This window comes from Methylomonas albis, assembly GCF_014850955.1.
GTDB lineage: Bacteria > Pseudomonadota > Gammaproteobacteria > Methylococcales > Methylomonadaceae > Methylomonas > Methylomonas albis.
Genome location: NZ_JACXSS010000001.1, coordinates 3,151,552 through 3,173,878, shown reverse-complemented (window position 1 = coordinate 3,173,878; position 22,327 = coordinate 3,151,552). Strand labels below are relative to the sequence as shown.

General features: G+C 52.0%; 15 protein-coding genes. 14 read left to right on the top strand and 1 reads right to left on the bottom strand.

Annotated features, from left to right (window positions below):
* Positions 1-106 precede the first annotated feature (106 nt).
* The 6 genes from nifJ (at position 107) to EBA_RS14530 (ending at position 7,683) form a co-directional block, all read left to right on the top strand.
* The gene (gene nifJ / locus EBA_RS14555) at positions 107-3,742 is read left to right on the top strand and encodes a pyruvate:ferredoxin (flavodoxin) oxidoreductase (protein ID WP_192375381.1); all 3,636 of its coding nucleotides are present in this window, start codon (positions 107-109) and stop codon (positions 3,740-3,742) included.
* On the top strand, positions 3,735-4,748 hold the full coding sequence (locus EBA_RS14550; RefSeq protein ID WP_192375380.1) for a dihydroorotate dehydrogenase-like protein: 1,014 nt from the start codon (positions 3,735-3,737) through the stop codon (positions 4,746-4,748). The genes nifJ and EBA_RS14550 overlap by 8 nt, the downstream gene beginning before the upstream one ends.
* Positions 4,749-4,757: 9 nt before the next feature.
* Positions 4,758-5,108 carry a DUF4186 domain-containing protein gene (locus tag EBA_RS14545; RefSeq protein WP_192375379.1) on the top strand — a complete coding sequence of 117 codons (351 nt, stop codon included), beginning with the start codon at positions 4,758-4,760 and terminating at the stop codon, positions 5,106-5,108.
* 51 nt (positions 5,109-5,159) lie between these two features.
* The gene (locus EBA_RS14540; RefSeq protein WP_192375378.1) at positions 5,160-5,654 is read left to right on the top strand and encodes a hypothetical protein; all 495 of its coding nucleotides are present in this window, start codon (positions 5,160-5,162) and stop codon (positions 5,652-5,654) included.
* A gap of 97 nt (positions 5,655-5,751) precedes the next feature.
* Positions 5,752-7,182, top strand: coding sequence for a glutamate-cysteine ligase family protein (locus tag EBA_RS14535; RefSeq protein ID WP_192375377.1), 1,431 nt, complete (start codon positions 5,752-5,754; stop codon positions 7,180-7,182).
* Between the two features lie 129 nt (positions 7,183-7,311).
* Positions 7,312-7,683 (top strand): glutamate--cysteine ligase family protein, encoded by a 372-nt coding sequence (locus tag EBA_RS14530; RefSeq protein WP_192375376.1) that lies wholly within the window; start codon positions 7,312-7,314, stop codon positions 7,681-7,683.
* A 59-nt stretch (positions 7,684-7,742) separates the two neighbouring features.
* Here EBA_RS14530 and EBA_RS14525 read toward each other — a convergent pair whose 3' ends face one another.
* Positions 7,743-8,849 (bottom strand): hypothetical protein, encoded by a 1,107-nt coding sequence (locus EBA_RS14525; RefSeq protein WP_192375375.1) that lies wholly within the window; start codon positions 8,847-8,849, stop codon positions 7,743-7,745.
* Between the two features lie 144 nt (positions 8,850-8,993).
* On the opposite strand from EBA_RS14525, the gene EBA_RS14520 reads away from it, so the two are divergent.
* The 8 genes from EBA_RS14520 to EBA_RS14485 all read left to right on the top strand — a co-directional run bounded on the left by EBA_RS14520 (position 8,994) and on the right by EBA_RS14485 (position 21,940).
* Entirely contained in the window at positions 8,994-10,007 is a 1,014-nt protein-coding gene (locus tag EBA_RS14520) for a M14 family metallopeptidase (RefSeq protein WP_192375374.1), read from the top strand.
* Positions 10,008-10,111: 104 nt separating this feature from the next.
* Positions 10,112-11,482 (top strand): hypothetical protein, encoded by a 1,371-nt coding sequence (locus EBA_RS14515; RefSeq protein WP_192375373.1) that lies wholly within the window; start codon positions 10,112-10,114, stop codon positions 11,480-11,482.
* A 9-nt stretch (positions 11,483-11,491) separates the two neighbouring features.
* Positions 11,492-12,973 (top strand): N-acetylmuramoyl-L-alanine amidase, encoded by a 1,482-nt coding sequence (locus tag EBA_RS14510; protein WP_192375372.1) that lies wholly within the window; start codon positions 11,492-11,494, stop codon positions 12,971-12,973.
* Between the two features lie 240 nt (positions 12,974-13,213).
* Positions 13,214-14,356: a response regulator gene (locus EBA_RS14505; protein WP_192375371.1), complete on the top strand. Its 1,143-nt coding sequence runs from the start codon at positions 13,214-13,216 to the stop codon at positions 14,354-14,356.
* 49 nt (positions 14,357-14,405) lie between these two features.
* The gene (locus EBA_RS14500; protein WP_192375370.1) at positions 14,406-18,329 is read left to right on the top strand and encodes a PAS domain S-box protein; all 3,924 of its coding nucleotides are present in this window, start codon (positions 14,406-14,408) and stop codon (positions 18,327-18,329) included.
* A gap of 421 nt (positions 18,330-18,750) precedes the next feature.
* Positions 18,751-19,680 (top strand): LysR substrate-binding domain-containing protein, encoded by a 930-nt coding sequence (locus EBA_RS14495; protein ID WP_192375369.1) that lies wholly within the window; start codon positions 18,751-18,753, stop codon positions 19,678-19,680.
* A gap of 403 nt (positions 19,681-20,083) precedes the next feature.
* On the top strand, positions 20,084-20,599 hold the full coding sequence (locus EBA_RS14490) for an RNA polymerase sigma factor (protein ID WP_225616311.1): 516 nt from the start codon (positions 20,084-20,086) through the stop codon (positions 20,597-20,599).
* Between the two features lie 69 nt (positions 20,600-20,668).
* The gene (locus EBA_RS14485; RefSeq protein WP_225616309.1) at positions 20,669-21,940 is read left to right on the top strand and encodes a FecR family protein; all 1,272 of its coding nucleotides are present in this window, start codon (positions 20,669-20,671) and stop codon (positions 21,938-21,940) included.
* Positions 21,941-22,327 lie beyond the last annotated feature (387 nt).

Here is a 22,327-nt window from a genome sequence, read left to right as displayed (position 1 = left end):
ATTAGTCAATTAGTCGGCCGTTTTTTTGACTATCCTTAGTACTGTTCAGAAGAGCCGGCGGCGATGGCCGACCGGCCCCGTTTTATCACGCAAAAGGTTGTTCCCCATGGAAACTCAACACACCCTCACCATTGACGGTAACCAGGCCGCCGCCGGCATTGCCCACAAGTTGAACGAAGTCATCGCCATTTACCCAATCACACCGTCGTCGCCGATGGGGGAGTGGGCCGATGAATGGTCATCGCGCGGGCAACCGAATTTATGGGGTACGGTCCCCAGAGTCGTCGAATTGCAAAGTGAAGCCGGCGCGGCCGGCACCATACATGGCGCGTTGCAAGCCGGTACCCTAGCTACGACGTTTACCGCATCGCAAGGTTTATTGCTGATGCTGCCGAATATGTACAAAATCGCCGGCGAATTAAGCCCGACGGTGTTCCATATCGCCGCCCGTTCCCTGGCTTGCCAGGGCCTGTCTATCTTCGGCGATCACAGCGATGTGATGGCGGCGCGGATGACCGGCTTTGCCATGTTATGCTCCAACTCGCCACAGGAAGTGCAGGATCTGGCGCTGATTTCTCACGCGGTGGCCTTGCAAAGCCGGATCCCCTTCATGCATTTTTTCGACGGCTTTCGCACCTCGCACGAAGTATCAAAAATCGTCAGCGTCGACGATGCGGTCATTCGGGCGATGATAGACGATGCCTGGGTTAGCGAGCATCGCGGCCGGGCCTTGACGCCGGATAAGCCGGTACTGCGCGGTACCGCGCAAAACCCGGACGTGTATTTCCAAGGCCGGGAGTCGGTAAACCCGTATTACTCGGCCTTGCCTGACATCGCTCAGCAAGCCATGGATAGATTCGCGGCGCTGACCGGCAGGGCATACCGTTTATACGAGTATGTCGGCGCGCCGAACGCCGAACGAGTGATCGTGCTGATGGGGTCCGGCGCGGAAGCGGTGGAAGAGACGCTGGATTATCTCAATCGCCAGGGCGAAGCAGTCGGTCTGTTGAAAGTGCGTTTGTTTCGGCCCTTTGCTCCGGAGCGCTTGATCGAGGCCTTACCTGCCAGTTGCCGGAAAATCGCGGTATTGGATCGCACCAAGGAACCGGGCGCCGACGGCGAACCCTTGTACAAGGATGTGCTGACGGCGTTGGCGCAAGATTTCAGCAACGGCGGCAAGTTTGCCGGCTTACCGATAGTGGTCGGCGGCCGTTACGGCTTGTCGTCCAAGGAATTCACCCCCGGTATGATCAAGGCGGTTTACGACGAGTTAAAACGCGAGCGGCCGAAAAATCAATTTACCATCGGCATCCACGACGATGTCAGCCATACCAGCCTGGAGTGGGACAGCGAATATCGCACCGACGCCCACGACCAAACCTTTCAAGCTATGTTTTACGGCTTGGGCAGCGACGGTACGGTCGGCGCCAATAAAAACACCATTAAAATCATCGGCGAAGAAACCGATTGGTTTGCCCAAGGCTATTTCGTGTACGACTCGAAAAAATCCGGCGCCATCACGGTTTCGCATTTGCGCTTCGGCCCCAAACCGATCCGCTCAACTTATCTGATAGCCGAAAACGACGCCAAATTCATCGGCTGCCATCAAACCGTGTTTCTGGAACGCTACGACATGCTGGCCAATGCAGCCCACAACGCGGTGTTTCTGTTGAACAGCCCGGTACCGGTCGAGCAGGTTTGGGATACCTTGCCGCATAAGATGCAAGAGCAAATGCTGGCCAAGAAGATTCGTTTTTATCTGATCGACGGCAACGCGGTTGCGGAAAAGTCCGGCATGGGTAAGCGAATCAATACCATCATGCAAACCTGTTTCTTCGCGATTTCCGGGGTATTGCCGCAAGATCAGGCTATTGCCGCGATCAAGCATGCCGTGGAAAAAACCTACGGCAAAAAAGGCCAGCGCATCGTCGATTTAAATTTTAAAGCGATAGACGAAACCTTGGCCGGCTTGCAACAAGTACCTCTACCCAAGCAAGCCGATAGCGGGTTCGATATTGCCGCATTGATCGCCGATACGGCGCCCGAATTTATCCGCCGGGTTACCGGCGAAATCATCGCCGGTCGCGGTGATGCGCTGCCGGTCAGCGCGATGCCGGCCGACGGCACCTTTCCCACCGGTACGGCGGCTTACGAAAAACGCAATCTGGCTTTGGAGATTCCGGTTTGGGAAACCGATCTGTGTACCCAGTGCGGCAAATGCCCAATGGTTTGCCCGCACGCGGCGATTCGCAGCAAAATCGTGCCCAACGAAGCCTTGAGCAATGCGCCGGAGACTTTCAAACACGCGGCGATGCTGGGTAAGGACTTTCCGGCCGGCCTGTCGATCAGCTATCAGGTGGCGCCGGAAGATTGCACCGGCTGCGGACTTTGCGTGGATATTTGCCCGATTCGCGACAAATCCAACGCCAGCCGCAAGGCTTTGAACATGAGTCCGCAAGCGCCGTTGCGCGAGCCGGAGAGCCAAAACTGGGATTACTTCCTGTCCTTGCCGGAATATGATCGTCGCTTGCTAAAAACCAACACCATCAAAGGCTCCATGGTGTTGCAGCCTTTATTCGAATTTTCCGGCGCTTGTGTCGGCTGCGGCGAAACCCCGTACGTGAAATTGGCCTCTCAGCTCTTCGGCGACCGCATGGTGGTAGCCAACGCTACCGGCTGTTCGTCGATTTACGGCGGCAATTTGCCGACTACGCCTTGGACCAAAAATGCCGACGGCCGCGGTCCGGCCTGGAACAATTCCTTGTTCGAGGATAACGCCGAATTCGGTTTGGGCATGCGGGTGGCTATAGATAAACAAGCCGAACATGCGGCCGAGTTACTGGTGTCGTTAAGGGAAACCTTGGGCGGAGAGTTGGTGGATGCGATTTTACATGCCGACCAAGCTGATGAAGCCGGCCTTTACGAACAACGCCAACGTGTCGCTGAATTGAAACAGCATTTACCCTCGCTGAAGCAGCCTGCCGCGCAAGCCCTGTTGCCGCTAGCGGATTATCTGTGCAAGAAAAGCGTTTGGATTATCGGCGGCGACGGTTGGGCTTATGACATCGGTTATGGCGGTCTGGATCATGTGCTGGCCAGCGGCCGCAACGTGAATGTCCTGGTGCTGGATACCGAGGTGTATTCCAATACCGGCGGCCAAACGTCCAAGTCCACGCCGCTGGGTGCGGTGGCCAAGTTCTCGGCCGGCGGCAAAGCCACGGCCAAAAAGGATTTAGCCTTGTTAGCCATGGATTACGGCAACGTCTACGTTGCCCATGTGGCTTATGCCGGCAAAGACACCCAAACCCTGAATGCCTTCCTGGAAGCGGAAGCGCACGATGGGCCGTCCATCATCATTGCTTACGCGCCTTGTATCGCGCACGGCGTCGATTTGTCCAACAACCATAGGCAGCAAAATTTGGCGGTGAAAAGCGGGCATTGGCCGTTATTCAGATTCAATCCTGGTCGTATCCGGCAAGGCAAGAATCCGATGCAACTGGATTCCGCGGAACCGTCGGTGCCGCTGCGCGAGTTTGTGATGAGCGAAACCCGTTTCAGCATGCTCTGGCAAAGTCATCCCGACCACGCCGAAGCCTTCTTGAAACAGGCGCAACAAGACGTGAAAAACCGCTATCGCTACTACCAACAACTGGCCGCGCTGGAATGGAGCGATGCCACCAGCGTCGCCGCTGCCAAAGCCGCACTGAAAGCCGATCTTGCCCAGGAGAGCCAACATGGTTGATTTAACAACAAATTATTTGGGCCTGAAACTGGCGCATCCTTTGGTGCCTTCAGCATCGCCGCTGAGCAAGGACTTGGACAGTGCCCGTCGGCTGGAAGATGCCGGTGCGGCGGCCATCGTCATGTCGTCCTTGTTTGAAGAAAAAATCGAAGCTGAACAGCAACAGATGGAGCGGTTTTTTTTCGGGCAAGGCATTGGTTACGGCGAGGCGGATTCCTTTCATCCGGTGCCTGAGCAGATTTTGACTTACCAGGAACAGTATCTGGAACATCTGCAACGCTTGAAAAGCAGCTTGCATATTCCGGTGATCGCCAGCTTGAACGGCATCTCCCAAGGCGGTTGGATCGAATACGGCCAAGCCTTGCAGCAAGCCGGCGCGGATGCGCTGGAATTGAATATCTACCATCTGGCGGCTAATGCCGATGAAAGCAGCGAAACGGTGGAAAACCGCTATCTGGATATTTTGCGGGAATTAAAAAGCCGGGTGAGTGTGCCGCTGACCCTAAAGCTCGGTCCGCAATTCAGCTCGCCGATTCATTTCTCCCAACGCCTGGAAGCGGCCGGTGCCGATGGTATTGCAATATTCAACCGGTTTTATCAGCCGGATATCGATCTGGAAACGCTGGAAGTGGTGCCGAAACTGCAATTGTCTACGCAAGCCGAAGCCTTGCTGCGTATCCGCTGGACTGCCTTGCTATATGGTCGGGTGAAATTGTCTTTGGCGGTAACCGGTGGTTTTCATCACAGCGCGGATGTGATTAAAGCCTTGTTGGCGGGCGCAGACGTGGTGCATCTGTGCAGCGTATTGCTGGCGCAAGGCGTGGGCAAACTCAGCGAAATCCGCGCGGAATTGGAACAATGGCTGATCGAACACGAATACGAGTCCATCAGCCAGTTAAAAGGCAGTGTTAGCCAACAGCACGCCATTGACCCCAGTGCGTATGAGCGTGCCAATTATATCCATGTATTGGACAGTTACACGCCCTCTGCCGGCGTGTTGAGATAGCGAAAGACCGTGCGGGATTTGGATGAACTATTCGCCGGCTTGGCTAAGTCCAGATTCCGCAGCCAATTTCGTTTGAATGCTAAAGACCGGGATTATTTGCACAACAAGGGCCTGGAAACGGTATTAAGCCACGCCCAAGATTTCGTCGAAAAACGCTTAGCCGCCGCCGAGCCGCGCAATGACGGCAAACAAACCCCGTTTCGCGGCCATCCGGTGTTTGTCGCGCAACACGCCACCGCGTGCTGCTGCCGGGGCTGCCTGGAAAAATGGCATAAAATTCCGCAACATCGCGAGTTGAGCGACACTGAGCAGAGCTATATCGGCGCGGTTCTGGAGCGCTGGCTAAGTGAGCAACTCTGAGCATGCTGGCGCTGTCGATTGATTACTGTTTTCCAATTCGGATCAGCCACGGTGTTTAAACGACTATTCGCCAAACCGCAGAAAATCAGACTTTACAAAGGGGCGGTAGTGATCGCTTCGAACGCGCAGCCACAGCTCGATTTCTTCCGGAGCACGGATTACGCTGCCTGTTGGCAGCAAAAACTTTCCGAAATTTTGTCGCTGCCGGAGCGGGACAAATCAGGAGCCGACGACAACGAGGCCCATTACCTTGACTTGATGGTATACGACTATCAACTCGGATGCGTCGAGGAAGTCGATCTGGGGTATTTCGGTTTTCCGCTCTTCTGGCGGCCGAAAGTCAGTATCGGGGTCAGGGTATATCGGGTGCGCGATGGCCGCACCCGATACAGCGAAACCTTGCGCATGGCGATGCCATGGCGCAGCTATTTCAAAAACCTGGCGCTGTTCAGGCACCATTTGCTGGATGAAAAAGGCATTGAGCGCATGCTTTATCAAGGGTGTTTGCGTTTGTTACAAAACGTGCATGACGACCTTTATCGCTGAATCCTCGGCTTGCTTGGTGCCGCCGCGTTTCGCGATTGACCGCCATGCACCGCTACGCGTAGTGTCTAAAATCCGATAGTCAATCGCCGGGCGTAATATGGGCCAAGAAATTCATGCCGCAATCTATCAAGATGCCGACTTTCAGCGCTTTCGACAACGCCTATTCGCAGAAACCGAACAGCTCGGCCGGCTGATTAAAAATCGTGCCTGTTCGGAAGCCGAGCCGGTGGCCGGTTTTGAAATCGAAGCTTGGCTGCTGGACGACAACATGCAGCCGGCACCGGCTAATCAGGCCTATCTGCAATCCTTCGCCCACCCGATGGCCGGGCCGGAACTGGCCAAATTCAATATCGAACTAAACACGCCGCCGCTGGCGTTGACCGGCGAAGTGTTCAGCCAAATGCATCAGGATTTACAAAGTACTTGGGAAGATGCAGAACAACATGCCCGGCAACTGGATTTGCATTTGTTGGCGATAGGCACCTTGCCAACCTTGCGCCAAAGCGATCTGCATCTGGGCAATATGTCGGACATGAATCGCTACCGGGCCTTGAATCAACAGATTTTGCGCTGCCGGGGGCGGCCGATTGTGTTGGATATTTGCGGGCATGAACATCTCAAATTAGAGCATCACGACGTGATGCTGGAAGCCGCCACCACCTCGTTTCAATTGCATATCCAATGCCCGCTCAGCATCGCTCATCATGTGTATAACGCGGCTATCATCGCCTCGGCGGCGATGGTGGCTGTGAGCGCCAACGCACCGTTTTTGTTCGGCAAGGATCTCTGGGCGGAAACCCGTATCCCGCTATTCGAGCAAGCCATCGCCACCGGCGGCTATGCCGGTGCGGCAGACGGGCCGTTGCACCGGGTCAGTTTCGGTTCCGATTTTGCCCGGCACTCTATCCTGGAATGCTTTGTCGAGAACCAGCAGCATTTTCCAATTCTATTACCCGAGTTTTTCGACGATGCGCCGGAAGCGTTTCAGCACCTACGCCTGCACAATGGTACCGTCTGGCGCTGGAATCGGCCGCTGGTGGGTTTCGATGCCGACGGCACTCCGCATATCCGCATAGAACACCGCAGCCCCGCCGCTGGGCCTACCGTGTTGGACATGATAGCGAACGCGGCGTTTTTTTACGGCTTGGTAAAAAACTTGGCTGACGAACGCCAAGCGGGCAGGGCGGATTTATCGTTTGCCCAGGCCAGGGACAATTTTTATCAGGCGGCGCGGCATGGCTTGGCTAGTCATATCGTTTGGTTTGGTGACCATAAACTACGGTTAGCCGCGCTGATAGAGCAGGAGCTATTGCCGCGCGCCGTTCAGGGATTGCAGGCTTTGGGCATCTGTACTGCTGATCGTGAGAATTATCTGGATGTGATTCGCCAACGGCTTGCCAATCAACAGACCGGCAGCCACTGGCAGCGGCGGTTTATCAAGGAGAATCCGGGTGAGTTTAGGGAGCTGACGCAGGCTTATTTGCAGAGGCAACGCAGTGGGGAAGCGGTTGCCGGATGGGGGATATGAATAAGCACAACATCATTGTTCCCATGCTCCGGCGTGGGAACAGGGCTCGACGCTCCAGCGTCCTGGTGCGCACCGCTGGAGCGGTGCGGGCTGCATTCCCACGCCGGAGCGTGGGAATGATAAAAAAACTTGGCTGACGAACGCCAAGCGGGCAGGGCAGATTTATCCTTTGCCCAGGCCAAGGACAATTTTTATCAGGCCGCGCGGCATGGCTTGGCTAGCCATATCGTCTGGTTTGGTGAACATAAGTTACGGTTGGCAACGCTGATAGAGCAGGAGCTATTGCCGCGCGCCGTTCAGGGATTGCAGGCTTTAGGCATCTGCACTGCTGATCGTGAGAATTATCTGGATGTGATTCGCCAACGTCTTGCCAAGCAACAGACCGGCAGCCACTGGCAGCGGCGGTTTATCACGGAGAATCCGGGTGAGTTTAGGGAGCTGACGCAGGCTTATTTGCAGAGGCAACGCAGTGGGGAAGCGGTTGCCGGATGGGGGATATGAATAAGCACAACATCATTGTTCCCACGCCGGAGCGTGGGAACGATGAAATTAGTTGACCATTAATCGGCGGAATCGCTGGCCCGTTTCGCCATACGAGTAATATAAGCCTCTTTATTGTATGCAGCATGGAGATAATATTTAGTATTTCTTTTTTCCGCTGCAAAAGTTGGCTCTCCCGGAAATGAGCCAATTTTGGACATGCTTTGTAGATCATCTGTTGATGGGGTGGGAAATCCATTCTCAAGACAATGAAGATTTAACCATTTTTCTGTTTCTTGAAAGAACACTTTTAGCTGAGTTGATTGATACTGCTCATCCAAACATTCCCACCACAAAATAATTGACGCGGATATTCTTCGAGAAATATCGTCTAAATATTCCTTAGAAGTTGGTGCTATACGTTCGGTAATATATTCAACTAATAGATGCATATAAAAAAGTAAATATGGTAGTCTGCTGTATAAGTATGCCCACTGAGTCAACTTTTGATCCCAGCCAGAGAAAATAAAATTTATATTTAGATTGTCTGTGCGAATTTTAGGGTGTTCTGTGAATAAATGCATGGCGAGGTTGCATATACCATCAAAACTATCTTCAAAGCTTTTATCGTAACGTAATTTAGCCAAATATAGAGGATCAAAACGTTTTTCTTCTCCTAGGATATTTAATACTTGGCTTATTCTTTTGCGATGACCCTCAACGCCTCCTGCGTTCTTATGTCGAAGTTTCAATGAGTCGATTGCAAGCGTTTCTGCAAAACTCAGCTTATCCAAAATAATTGATTCAAGGATATACAGATTTTCTTGCAATGGTTTTCTTATAAGCATATAAGATATTCCCAGTTTGGCTTTGCGAGAGCATTCTAACGCCTCATACACGCAATGTAATGCATCAGACAAGACAGCTGGAAAAATCATTGACACTAATATATTAGCTCTATCATTAGTCCGATTTTTATTTGCTAGCCATACAAAAATGTCATTAGCTTTTGATAGCTCTTGGTCTTCGTCTTCTAGCAAATCGATGGTAGTTATGAAAAAACCTCCTTCTTCACCTGATCTTAATATCTGAACCATTACATCGTGAATCAGGTAGCAAAGATCGTGAGCAATATGAAAGTTGTCTGGAAGAAGCTTTGTGTTCTTGTTTTTCAATGTAGGAGACATTATTTATTAGTGAACCAGCGATCAGAAAGGAAAGTTGCCCGATAATGTGTGGTAAATAATAACTAAATGTTTTGGTGTTGCTATATATATTTTTAGAAATTATATCAAACTATATTCATGTAACCAATTCTACCTGCTAATTCAATGTTAAAACAATTCGAAAGCTTACCCAATGGCTTACTAGATATTTCTGTCGAAGCCCTGCATAAGCTAATCCCCGAACCAACCTTATTCCACCTCCCCGGCAAACGCCCGGAAACCCTGTTTGTCTCGGTCTTACTGCACGGCAACGAATCCACCGGCTTTCTGGCTGTGCAAAAGCTGCTGCAAAAATATCACGACCAAAGCTTGCCGCGTGGCTTGACGCTGTTTTTCGGTAATACCCAGGCGGCGCGTTCCAATCTAAGGCGGCTGGACGGGCAGCAGGATTTCAACCGTATCTGGCCTGGTACTGCGTTACCGGAGTCGCCGGAAACGCTTTGGGCGGCGCAGATTTGCGAGATCATGCGCCGGCGTGGCGTGTTTGCCAGTGTGGATGTGCATAACAACACCGGCCTGAATCCGCATTACGCCTGCATTAACAAGCTGGATAAGGATTTTCTGCATCTGGGCGCGTTGTTCGGCCGCTTGCTGGTGTATTTCACCCATCCCAAGGGTACGCAGTCCAGCGCTTTTGCCGAGTTTTGCCCGGCGGTGACTTTGGAATGCGGCCGGCCGGGCCAGCCGCACGGCACCGAACATGCCTTTCAGTTTTTGGATAGTTGCCTGCATTTACACGAATTTCCGGCGCAGCCGATTGCGAAGCAGGATGTGGATATTTATCACACGGTCGCGCAAGTTACCGTCGCCGACGAGGTCGGTTATAGCTTTAGCGACGCCACGGCCGATCTGCGTCTTGATCCGGAATTGGAAGGTCTGAATTTCACAGAGATTCCGGCGGGTACCGTGTTGGCCACAACCGACTGCGCAAGGATGCCCTTGATTGCCAAAGACAACGACGGTAAGCCGGTTACCGAACAATTCCTGATGATTAGGGAAGGGCAAGTGCAAGTCACTCGGCCGACGATGCCGTCCATGTTAACCCTGGACGAACGGGTCATTCGCCAGGATTGTTTGTGTTACCTGATGGAGCGCTTGCCAATACAGACTGGTATTTGAATTTTCGTTACGGCGGGAAGCGGTAAAAGTCAAAAGCCTGGACGCCGCTTTCGCGAGAATGGTAGATTCGATCAGCTGCAATGGTTTTCCAAAGGAGAATAATGATGTTGAAGTCACTGGATGTGTTATTGGGTTTGTCGGTGGTGATGTTGATCGTCAGCATGGCGGTGACTTTAATCAGCCAGGGCATTTTGAATCTACTGGCCAGCCGCGGCCGCAATCTGCGCGCCGGCCTGGCCGACTTGCTGGAATTGCTGGATGCCCGCTTTTCCCGAACCGAAGCCGAGGCCATCGCCGCTTTAACCCTGACGCAACGGACTATCGGCGGCCGCTGTCGCTGCCGACTGCCGGCCTGGCTACAGTTTTTTCAGTTTGGTGAAGTGATCCATCGTGAAGAATTTATCAAGATTTTGCTGGATTTGGCGGCTGGCTACGATGTATCGATCAAAACCGAATTCGAACAAATCAAAGCCAGGCTGGCCAGTAAAACCATCAATGTCGGCCAAGCCACGGAAGCCCTGGAAAGCAAACTGCTGGAATATCCGTGGTTTTTTAAGCGCCTGGATATTGAAGCTTTGCTTGCCAAGATCAAACAAGAAAAGGCCGAGTCAAAAAAACAGCAGTATCTCAAGCTGGAGAGAATTGTCGCCGGACAAATCGATCTGCTGGATAAGTTGAAATCCGTATTGCACGACAATGGTATCGAGGATCCGGTGGCTACATTAAAAAACGCGCGCATGCTGGCGCTGGAATTTGAAAAATCCAATCCGGAATTGGCGCACGACGTGCGTGAGGCCAATGCCTTATTGCAGGAGGCCTCCAGTGAATTTTTGGCGAAAATTTGTTTGAGTTTCGATCATTTGATCGACCGGGTCAGCGTTAGATTTACCGCCACCACCCGTGTGGTCAGCTTTATCAGCGCGGCCCTGGTAGCGATTGCATTGCAGTTGGACACGGTATATTTGATCAACCGTTTGTCCATGGACGAGCAAATGCGGTCGGCCTTCGTGGAGTTGGCGCCCAAGCTGGCCGACGAGCAGCAAATAAAGGCTGCGGTTCAATCAACGGATGCCAAGGGTGCCGCGGGGCAGGGTGCCGAGGCGGCGACGGAAGATGCTGTTAAAGCCAAAGAACGCGTCGATCCGGAAAAGCAAAAGTATTATTTGAATTTTCTAGCGGAACAGGGCTTGATCAGCCTGCCGGTTGACCTGGAGAGCTGGTGCAAACATTGGAAACTGGTGAGTATTCCCGGTTTGATCTTATCGATTTTTCTACTCAGCTTGGGTGGGCCGTTTTGGTATAACGCCTTGAGTAAGCTGGTGCAATTGCGTTCCGGCCTCGCTCGCAAGGATGATGAGCAAAAAGCTATCCGCCAAACCACGCAGACCGTGGGTGGCGATCCGCAAAGCTCGGATAATTCGACAGCGGCGAATCCTTTACAAGGCGAACGCGGCGATCTTAAGGCGCAGGGTTGAGGAGAGCTTATGGACAAGAAATGGATAGGTTGCGCGCCGGGAAATTGTCGGGTCGGTCGCCCGGCTGGTTTCAAACCGGACATCATTGTCCTGCACTCGGCGGATGGCAGTCTGGCAGATGCCAGTGTGCGTTATAACAAGTCGGGCGCTTTACAGTCTATGCATTACGCCATCGGCAATAATGGCGAGATTCATCAATATGTCCTGGAAGCGGACACCGCTTTTCACGCCGGTTTGGTGGTTAATCCTGAAGCCGAACTCATTAAGCAAAGACCCAATACCAACCCCAATTTTTTCTCGATTGGCATTGCCCTGGAAGAACCTTTGCTCGGTTCACCTACTGCCGCGCAACTGGCGGCATGCTCGAATTTGATCCGAGAGATTGCCGACCGCTGGCATATCACCGTCGATGCGGCTCATGTGTTGTCGCATAGCGCGATTCGCGCCTCGGTGAACTGTCCCGGTTCCACTATCGATATTATCAGTCTGATTGCGACTGCCTTACCCGATCCGGCGGTCAATTTAGTGGCCGGCAAACAATTGGGTTTACTGAGTAGGGCCAATCTGCGCAGTCGCCCATCAGTCAGTGCGCCAGTGCTGCGAGTCTTGGATGCCGGCAGTAAAGTCGAGATTGTCAGCTTTACGGTGGGCGATAGTGTGTCCGGCAACGGCTATTGGTATCAGGATAAGGACAATTGTTTTTTCTGGGCGGGGGCCACAGACCGGCCTAATCCGCAGGTGTTGGCGACATCGAACGAAAGCGAAGCCGACACCGACACCATGGCGCTCGGTGACCAAGCCGCCGCAGTTGGCACAGGTTTGGTGATTAATCGCTCTCGATTTCGCTTGCCAGCCGGGCAGTTTTTTCCCGAGCGGCCGAAAAAAGATCTGATTGTTTTGCACTTCACAGCCGGGTCGTCGGCCAAGTCGGCGTTCGACACCTGGATAGGTGATGCTCAACATATCGCCGCGGCCTATTTGGTCGATGTCGACGGGACAGTCTATGAAGTGTTCGATCCCGCGCAGTGGGCTTATCATCTGGGGGTGAAGGGTTTTAACGGCCGGCTGGATCAACGCTCGATCGCGATAGAAATTGCCAATGTCGGGCCGTTGCGGCCGGCGGCGGATAATCCGGACGTCTTGAATTGGTGGTCGCCGCGTCGAGGCCAAACCGAGTCATTCGGTTCAAAATACTGCGACAAAGCCCAAACCGATAAATATATGCAAACCAGTTATCGGGGCGAAGCGTACTTTGCCACTTTTCCAGCGCAGCAGGTGCAGGCGATTCGTTTATTGCTGAACGACTTATGCGGGCGATTTTCCATACAGAAAACCTTGCCCCCCACAGCCCGGCAATTTGAACGCGATCTGGATTTTTTCCAGAGTTATTCCGGCATCGCCAGTCATGTGAATTTTCGCTGTGATAAATGGGATATAGGCCCGGCCTTCGACTGGGCGGCGTTGGGCATTGCCAATGCGCACGGCGCCTGATTCTCGCTTATCTGCGCTGATGTGTTGCTCGCGATAGGGTGTTTGTCCGCGAGTATCGGAAGATTAGCGTAACAAGCGATGCGGTTGTCACAGTTCTTCCCGCTGGCCGGCAACGATGTGCGCTGTTGCTGTTAAGATGAATTAAGTGAGTGGCCGGGCAATTCCGGCTTGGACCGCTATGCTTAGTTTTTTGGTAATCAAATCTGTTTCATCTACACCTCTAGCAACTTAGGAAATAATATGCCCGATAAACCATTCTGTATTTTTGTAGTGGATGACGATGCTCTGTTGCGTTTGGTCATAACCGATCAATTGCAGGGGCATGACTATCAAATTCACGAGTTTGCCAATGGCGAGGAATGTTTGGCCGCAATGGATTTGGCTCCCCATCTGATTTTGCTGGATATTGAAATGCCGGGCCTCAGCGGTATCGAGGTATGTCGGCAGATTCGCGCCGATGGCAACGACGATGTACAAGTAATGTTCGTTTCCGCGCACGACGATCTGGAGATTTTGCTGACCGCATTTGATGCCGGCGGTAACGATTTTATTCCGAAAAACGCCAAAAAAGACGTGCTTCTGCGCAAGGTCGATTTAGCCATCGAAGCCGAGCAGCAAAAACGGCAACTGCAATCACAATTATCTTACGCGCAAAAAACCGCATTTACCGCCATGTCTAGTTTGGGCGAAACCGGCACCGTGTTGCAGTTTTTACGGACATCGTTTCAATGCGTTACGTTTCAGCAATTGGGTAGTTTGTTAATTGAGACCCTGCAGCAATATGGTCTGAACGGTTTGGTGAAATTGACCGCCGGCGAAGATGAATACGATTTCAGCCCCGAAACAGCTTGTACCCCGCTGGAAAAGTCTATTCTGACCTATGTATCCAAAATGGGCCGTATATATCAGGCCGGTGACAGGTTGGTGTTCAATTTTTCGCATGTGGTTTTATTGGTAACCGGCTTGGACACAGACGATCCTGACGCTATCGGTCGTTTGCGCGATCACCTGGCGATTCTTGCGGAAGGGGCCGGCGCTCGCGTCGACGCAATGATTAGCGAGCAACAACGCATGCAGGAAGCCAATGCCCGCTTGGAAGGCGTGAAAGAGTTGACTGATTTATTGATAGAAATTGAAGCCAATCAACATGCTAATCACGCGCAGATGGTAAATCTGGCCGAACAGCACAAAATGAATATGGAAAGCGCTTTTATCCATCTGGGTTTGACCGATAGCCAGGAGTTCATGTTGCACGGTTATGTCGATGAATTGACGACGCAGATGGATAACCTGTTCGAGAACGACAACAGGCTGGCGTTGCGCTTGAACCAAATTGTCGAAAAACAAAAATCCTTGCTGCTATCGAGCCAGATTAACCGCTAAATACCCATCTACATCGCTATCGATTTGACGATAGAGTCGAGGATTTTCCATGCAAGCTTTGTTTTCGCCCGCTGTGGCGCTGATGAATCGTTTAAGTTTCAGCAAGAAGTTTGTGGTGATAGGGGTGCTGTCACTACTGGCGGTATTGGTGGTGTTTTACAGTCTGTATCAAAGCCTAAATCGGGTGATTATCGATGCCGAACGGGAATTGCACGGCTTGGCGCAAATCAAGCATATTACCCAGACCATGCAAGTGGCGCAGCAGCATCGGGGTTTGTCCATTGCGGTATTGAGTGGCATAAAAGGTTTGCAAGATAAACGCGATCAGACGGAAATCAAGGTCGGTACGTCTTTATCGGCTTTACAGCAAGTCCTAATAGACGATTCGGTGACTGCCGAGGCATTAGCAGAGATTAACAGCGAATGGGCGCGACTGCGGCAAGCTGGGGCGACACTTAGTATTCAGGAAATCTATGCTTTACATAGTCGGCTGTTGGAGCATCTATTGGCGCTTGGGGAAATTGTCGGCGAGGAATACGCACTAGTTACCGATTCCCACTTGGATTCCTACCATTTGATTATGCTGGTAATAGAGCAAATGCCGAGAACCTTAGAAGGCATTGAGCAGCTGCGCGGTTATGGCGTGGAGTTACTAGCCAAAAAACAGTTTAGCGATCAGGACAAGATCGATATCTTCGTCATAAAAGACAGAATCGAAACCGGTGTTAAGGCCATAGAAGAAACAACCCAGGACTTTCAACGTTACAAATCGGAATTGCGGCCGATCCTGGCGTCTACCCGGGAAAATATCGCCAATGCTGCAAACCTAATTACCCAACATGTCATTCCCGATATCCTTCAGGAAAAATTTTCCATCAATCCGGAGTACTTTTATTCGACAGTTACCTTGGCGCTAGATATTGCCTATTCGGAAGTATACGATAGCTTTATCCCGGCAGCCGAACAGTTGATTAAGGCCAGAGTCCGTGCGGCAAAAACCACATTAGCCTTGAGCATCGGTATCCCCGGCTGCATATTTTTACTGATAATTTATTTTGCAATTGGCGCTCATCTTGCGGTTAGTCGCTACATAGGCCAATTGACGAAAACTGCCAAAGCGTTTTCCGCCGGCAATTTTCAGCAAAGAATGCCGTTAACCATGCGCGACGAAATTGGTCAGGTCGCCGAGAGTGTTAATGAAATGGCCGACGGTTTCGCGGCATTATTGGCAGCAAGACGCGAGGATGAGGTTCGCATTCGCAGTATTGTCGATACCGCTTTGGATGCCGTAGTGCAGATGGATACCAACGGTCTGATCAGTGGCTGGAATCGTCAGGCCGAACAGATATTCGGCTGGCCTACGGCGGACGCCTTGGGCCGATTGTTACACGATGTCATTATTCCGGAGCAATACCGCCAAGCCCATCAACAAGGCATGTTGCGCTATTTGGACGCCGGAGATGGGTCTGTTTTGAACCAGCGCATAGAAATTGTTGCGCTACATCGCGATGGGCATGAGTTTCCAATTGAGTTGGCCATCACACCCAATAAATTGGGAGACACCATAGAATTCAGCGCATTTATCCGAGATATTTCCGCGCAAAAACAGGCTATGCAAACCTTGCAAGCCAGCGAGCAACGCCATCGGGCCTTATTCGAGTCGTCGCGGGATGCCTTGATGACGCTTAGTGCCAGCCGTGGATTTATATCGGGTAATATTGCGGCAATTAGCCTGTTTGCTTGCAGGGATGAGCAAGAGTTTTTGGCGCAAACTCCGGCCACATTATCGCCGGAACGGCAGGCCGATGGCCGGGTATCGGCTGAGGCGGCTCAGGAAAAGCTGGCGTTGGCGATTGCCGAAGGATCGACGAATTTCGAATGGGTACACCGGCGCTTAAACGGCGAGACTTTTTTTGCCGAAGTGCGGCTTAGCTGCGTCGAGATCGAAAATGAAATCGTCGTGCAGGCCACGGTGCGCGACATCAGTGAAAATAAACGCGCCAAGGCTGCATTAGTCACTAGCGAAGCTAGAACCAGAGCCGTACTGCGGACCATGTCCGATGCGGTGGTGTTGATCGACAACAAAGGTATCATATTGTTGGTTAACGACGCGATAGGCGAATTGTTCGGTTATGAAGAAGACGAATTATTAGGGCAAAACGTGAAGATGTTGATGCCGGAGCCTTATCATTCCGAGAACGATGGTTATCTGAGCCAGCATCTGGACAACATCAAAGAAAGGGTGATTATCGGCCGGCGTACTGAGGTAGAAGGTAAACGGAAGGATGGACTCCTGGTACCCATTGAGTTGAGTGTCAACGAATTAATGGACGATTTCGGCAGCACTTATATCGGAGTGATGCGCGACATCAGTCAGCGCAAGGCGGTAGAACAGGCGCATGAAATCGCACGCTTGGAAGCCGAGCATTTGGCGCATATGAAAAGTGAGTTTCTGGCCAATATGAGCCACGAAATTCGTACGCCGCTGAATGCGATTATCGGCTTGGCCAAAATGAGTGTGCGCGATAATTTTGGGCAGAGCATGCGGGAAAACAGCGCCCGTATTTACGATGCCGGTATGCATTTGCTTAGTGTGGTCAACGACATCCTGGATTTTTCTAAAATCGAGGCAGGCAAGATGATCTTGGATGAACAGCCGTTTCGCCTGGATGCTTTGATAGAGGATGCCATCAGCCTGGTGGATATTCGTGCCAAAGAAAAGCAGCTAGATCTAGTAGTGCATCGTTCCCAGGATTTACCGGAATGGGTGAATGGCGACCCGCTGCGTTTAAGGCAGATTTTGGTCAATTTATTGTCCAACGCCGTAAAGTTTACCGCGCATGGCTATGTCAGCCTGGAAGTTTCCAGACAGCAAGACATGACCGAAATCAGCGTGACCGACAGCGGCATCGGCATGACATCCGAGCAGATTGGCCGTTTATTTACCGCTTTCGAGCAAGCCGATAGCTCTACAACCCGTAAATTCGGCGGTAGCGGTTTGGGCTTGGCGATTAGTCGGGATCTGGCTAAGTTGATGGGCGGCGATATTCTGGTCGAAAGCATTTTGGGAGCCGGTAGCAAATTCACATTGAGTGTGGCGTTGCCGGCCACTGATGCCGGCGTCGAGCATTCAGCCGACTCTCAACAAGACGGCGGACGCTTGTGCGGCTTCAGAATATTGGCTGCGGAAGACGTGGCTTTAAACCGTCTGGTCTTGGAGGATTTGTTAATCCACGAAGGTGCGCAGGTGACCTTTGCGGAAAACGGTCAACAAGCTCTGGATCGACTGGAGGAAGCCGGCTACGCCAGCTTCGATGTGGTGCTGATGGATATTCAGATGCCGGTGATGGACGGTTATCAGGCGGCTCGGCGTATTCTGGAAATCGCACCGGATTTACCAATCATCGGTTTGACTGCTCACGCCATGCCCGAAGAGCGGCAGCGCTGCCTGGAAATAGGGATGCGGGATCGAGTTACCAAACCGATCGATGCCAACGCCCTGGTCGGTGCGCTGCGGCAGCATGTGTCCATCATCAAAATGCCTGATGAAACAAGTGGTAAGGGCTATGCCGCAGCGGTAATCGAAATTTCGGCAACGGTAAATGACACTGTGGCGGCAGTAGCTGCTGAAGGCTTGATCGATTGGGATGCCTTGCTACAGCGTTTTGATGGTCGTCAGGCATTTATAGACAAGTTGATCGACAACGCGCTGGATGGCGCGCAGCAAGCTAATGTCGATAAACTAAGAGTGGCCGCTCAGCAGCGCGACTATGCCTCAATTAAGTTTATGGCGCATAACTTGAAAGGTTTTGCCGGCATTTTCGAGATTCAGAAGATACAGTGTTTGGCGCAGCAAGCCGAAGTGGCTGCTAAGGATCAAGCCGATGACGCGATTGTATTGGCCGAGAGTTTGGCTAGTGTGCTGGAAACTATTCTGGCGGAGTTGCGGAATAAACGGGCTGTGGCAGGATAGGACGACTCTGTAACTATCAGCCAAGTCGTCAGTTCCGTGTGTACGGGAGCTGTCAGACCGCACAGTAAATCCATTATACGAGGTTCGCGGTAAAGCGGGCGGGTGAATACGTCAAGCTAACCGTTTGTCTTCAGTCATGGGAAGGACTCAATCAGCGCTAAATTGGCCGCGAAAAAAATGGCGGGTTTATACAACCCGCCATCAAAACATCCCTGTTGCTAGGAGGAGGTTTACCTATCACTAACAATAGCCTACAAAATCACCTGGTCGATTTGTCATGTTAATGAACGGAACCTCTAAAATAAAACGATATAATATGATTCTTATATCGAAAGAATAGATTCTCATTGCAACGTCGAATTACATTATAGGTTAGTAATAAAATTTTGCTTTGAATCGCCGTATTTTTAGGAGCAAGCATATGAATCTTAATCAATTGGAATTGCTGCGAGTTTTGCAGGAAACCGATTTCAATTTGAGCAAAGCCGCAGAAAAAATGCACGTGGTGCAATCGGCGGTTAGTCGGCAACTCCAGTTGTTTGAAATGGAAGTGGGCTCGCCGCTGTTCGTCAGACAGGGAAAAAAGCTCACTGGTCTGACGCCCTTGGGCGAAAAGATCATGGAAGAAGTGGATTTAATCAATCAGGCAAAAAAAAATATCCAACTGATTGCCGACGACTTTCTCGAGAACAGTAACGGCACCTTACGGATAGCGACTACTCATACGCAGGCCAAATATTTACTGCCGGAACCGATAGGCCGGTTTAGGCGCAAATATCCGGGGATTAAAATCTACATGGTGCAGTCTTCGCCGGATAATCTGATTAACTTGTTACATCGGCATCAAGCCGATATCGCCATCTGCACCGAAAAACTGGATGAAGACGATAAATTAGTGGTTAAGCCCTGCTATCACTGGCATCACGTCGCGGTAGTGCCAGCCGATCATCCTTTGGCGGAGGGCGAAATAAGCTTGCAGCGGTTATCGGCTCAGCCGATTTTAACCTATACACCAGGCTTTACCGGACGTACGACCATAGAAAAAGCGTTTTATAGCGCCCATCTACCCCTGGATATTACGCTGGCGGCCGCCGATTCCGACGTGATTAAAACCTATGTGCGCTTGGGCATGGGGGTGGGGATTATTGCCGGTACGGCCTACGAAGCCAGTAAGGATGGCGATTTGGTCGCCAGGGATCTGTCCGGTTTGATACCCAGTTCGACCACCAAGATCGCCTATCTAAAACAACTATACGTGCCCAATTACTGCCGTTATTTTATCGACGAACTGCTGGCGGAAGCTGCCCGGAAAAGTCGGGAGAGAGGCGAAGATCCAGACACCAAGCTCTAGAATCATGAGGAGTGTTTTTGGGTTATGGGAGTTTATTATTTTTCGGGAGACGATAATTTTGGTGATTTTTGAGAAAGTTTATACCCATTGGCAATGCCAAATATGTCGTTCGCTGAGCGGAGCCGAAGCGGGCTTTTGACTTCGACTACTTCGGCTTCGCTCGGCACAGGTCCGCTCAGTCAACGGAAAATTGTTTGGTTTGGGTACGTTTATTGTCATAAGTCGCCTTAGGTTAAATCCATTAATGTAAAGCGTCATTTAACATAGATTAATAAAAGGCTGCCTGGCTTGAAAGCTTGCCAGTTTGGTAGTCGCCTGAATAAATAAAGAAATCTGCATCGGGTTTAAGTTTTGCTAAGAACTTTCGGCTGACGTCCCAATACCGAAAAACTAAACCGGCCCAATGTCATTTCAAGCCCAGCAATCCCTGCACGAGCTATACGTCAGTTGCCACGGCGAACTGGAAGCCGTGCTGTTTTCGCGTGTGCGTTGCCGGGAAACCGCCGCCGACATATGCCAGGAAGCGTTTGTACGCTTATGCCGTAGCGAGGACTTGAGCACCGTCGGCAATCTGAAAGCTTATCTGTTCCGTACCGCGCAAAACCTGCTGATTGATTACTATCGCAGTCAAACCGTGCGCAGTGCCGCGATTGTGGAATGGCCGGAGGATACGCAGCCGGAAGTCGAAGACCTGCGCTGCGCGGAAACCGTGGCGCTGGGTGAACAGGATTTGGACCGTCTGATCGAGGGCATGACCAGCTTATCCCCCTTGTGTCAGCGCATTTTTTACCTCAACCGCTTCGAAGGCTTGAAGCAGCGCGAAATCGCCGAAACACTAAACATCTCCCTCCGCACCGTGGAAGAAAACATCAAAAAAGCCTTAGTGCATTGTGCTAAAACCCTGGATGAAGACGAATAGCGACTGTGGTTTAGGCCGATAGCCTCGTCTATGATATATCTCCCCCCACTGTTCAATCAGGAATTGATCATGTCCACCGAACCGATGCCAGACGATGCCGAGCGTTTGCTGGAGCAGGCTTGCTCATGGTTAAGCCAATTACATTCCGGTGAGTTTTCTCAGTCTGCGCGGCAAGAATTGAATGCCTGGCGCGCTGCCGACAGCGCCCACGAACAAGCTTGGCGACGTGCCGAAGCACTGTGGGCGGGCTTGGGACAACTGCGCGGCCGCCGCATCATTCCCGGTGCGCAACCGTTACCGGGGGAGGGGGGCTTACAAGCCAAAATACAACCCTCTCCCTCTGGGAGAGGGCAGGGTGAGGGGATGCAAACTAACGCTTTGACGCATTTTAATTCCCTCACGCCAACCCTCTCGGTAATCGATCCCGACATTGCCCCATCTTCAGCATCAGTGCAGTTGTCCCGAGATGAGAGGGAGCTTTTACGACAGTCTCCAGGGCAAGGTGGCAGGCAAGCTAAGGCAGCGGATGCGCTGGCCGCAAGTCCGGTTGCCATGCTGGATTCCCGTCTGCGCGGAAATGACAGCCTCGGGGATTTTAAAGTTCGCGTCAACACCAGAACTCGCCGCCGCGGCCAGTCCTTAACTTTGGCTGCCGCCTGTTGCGCAATGCTGGCGGTCACACTCACCGCGCTGTATCCGCCGGCATTCTGGCGCGCGGACTATTCGACCGGTAAGGGCGAGCAGCGCAGCGTGACCTTGGCCGACGGCTCGAGGGTGATGCTTAACACCGGCACCGCCCTGGCCATCCACTTCGACGCCGGCTTGCGCCGGGTGGAGTTATTGGCCGGCGAAGCCTTTTTCGAAGTGGCTAAAAATCCGCAACAGCCGTTCGTGGTCGCTGCCGCTGGCAGCGAAGTGCGGGCGGTGGGCACCGCCTTCGCTGTAAAACTACAGTCCGAGCAAACCCAGGTCGAACTGGTCGAAGGGATTGTTGAAATACAAGACGAGGGGCAACAACACTATGAACGCCTCGCGGTGGGACAGTCAGCGTCGATAGACGCCAACGGTATCGCCTTAAAACACGCCGGCCATCCGGACGGCATGGCGCTGTGGCGCGCCGGCTATCTGCAATTCGACGGCTTGCCGCTACGCGACGCGATTGCCCAAATCAACCAGTACCGCCCAGGCCGCGTCGTGTTGCTGAATACGGCTTTGGCCGACAAGCGCATCAGCGGCCTGTTTCGCTTGGATGCGCTGGATCAAGCCATCGCCAGTTTAAATGCCGCCATCCCGGCGCTGCAAATTGTTAGCATCACGCCGTATCTGGTGGTGTTGCGTTAACATGAAAGGCTAAAGCCAACCGCAATTCCGCCGGTAGGATGAGTAGAGCGCAGTGAAACCCATCATCAATAGTTTATTCCCGCCTCAAATCATTTTCCAATTCCACCACGACACTCCTTATTACAAAGAACAAGCCGCATTTTTCTGGTTTCGATACTGCGCGTTGGGACTGGCTTGATTAACGATGGGTTTCGCTACGCTCTACCCATCCTACGAAACCGAAGCAAACACAGCACCGCACTCACGACACCCCTCTCAATTCGCTCTCGCCGGTTTCTTCCAATGAAAAAATCCATGATCGCCCGATGTGGGTTTTCAAAAAGTTTCCGTCTTAACTAACACGAGCCGAAATGCTGCCGTGTAACCCGACCGAAACTAGGAGTATCC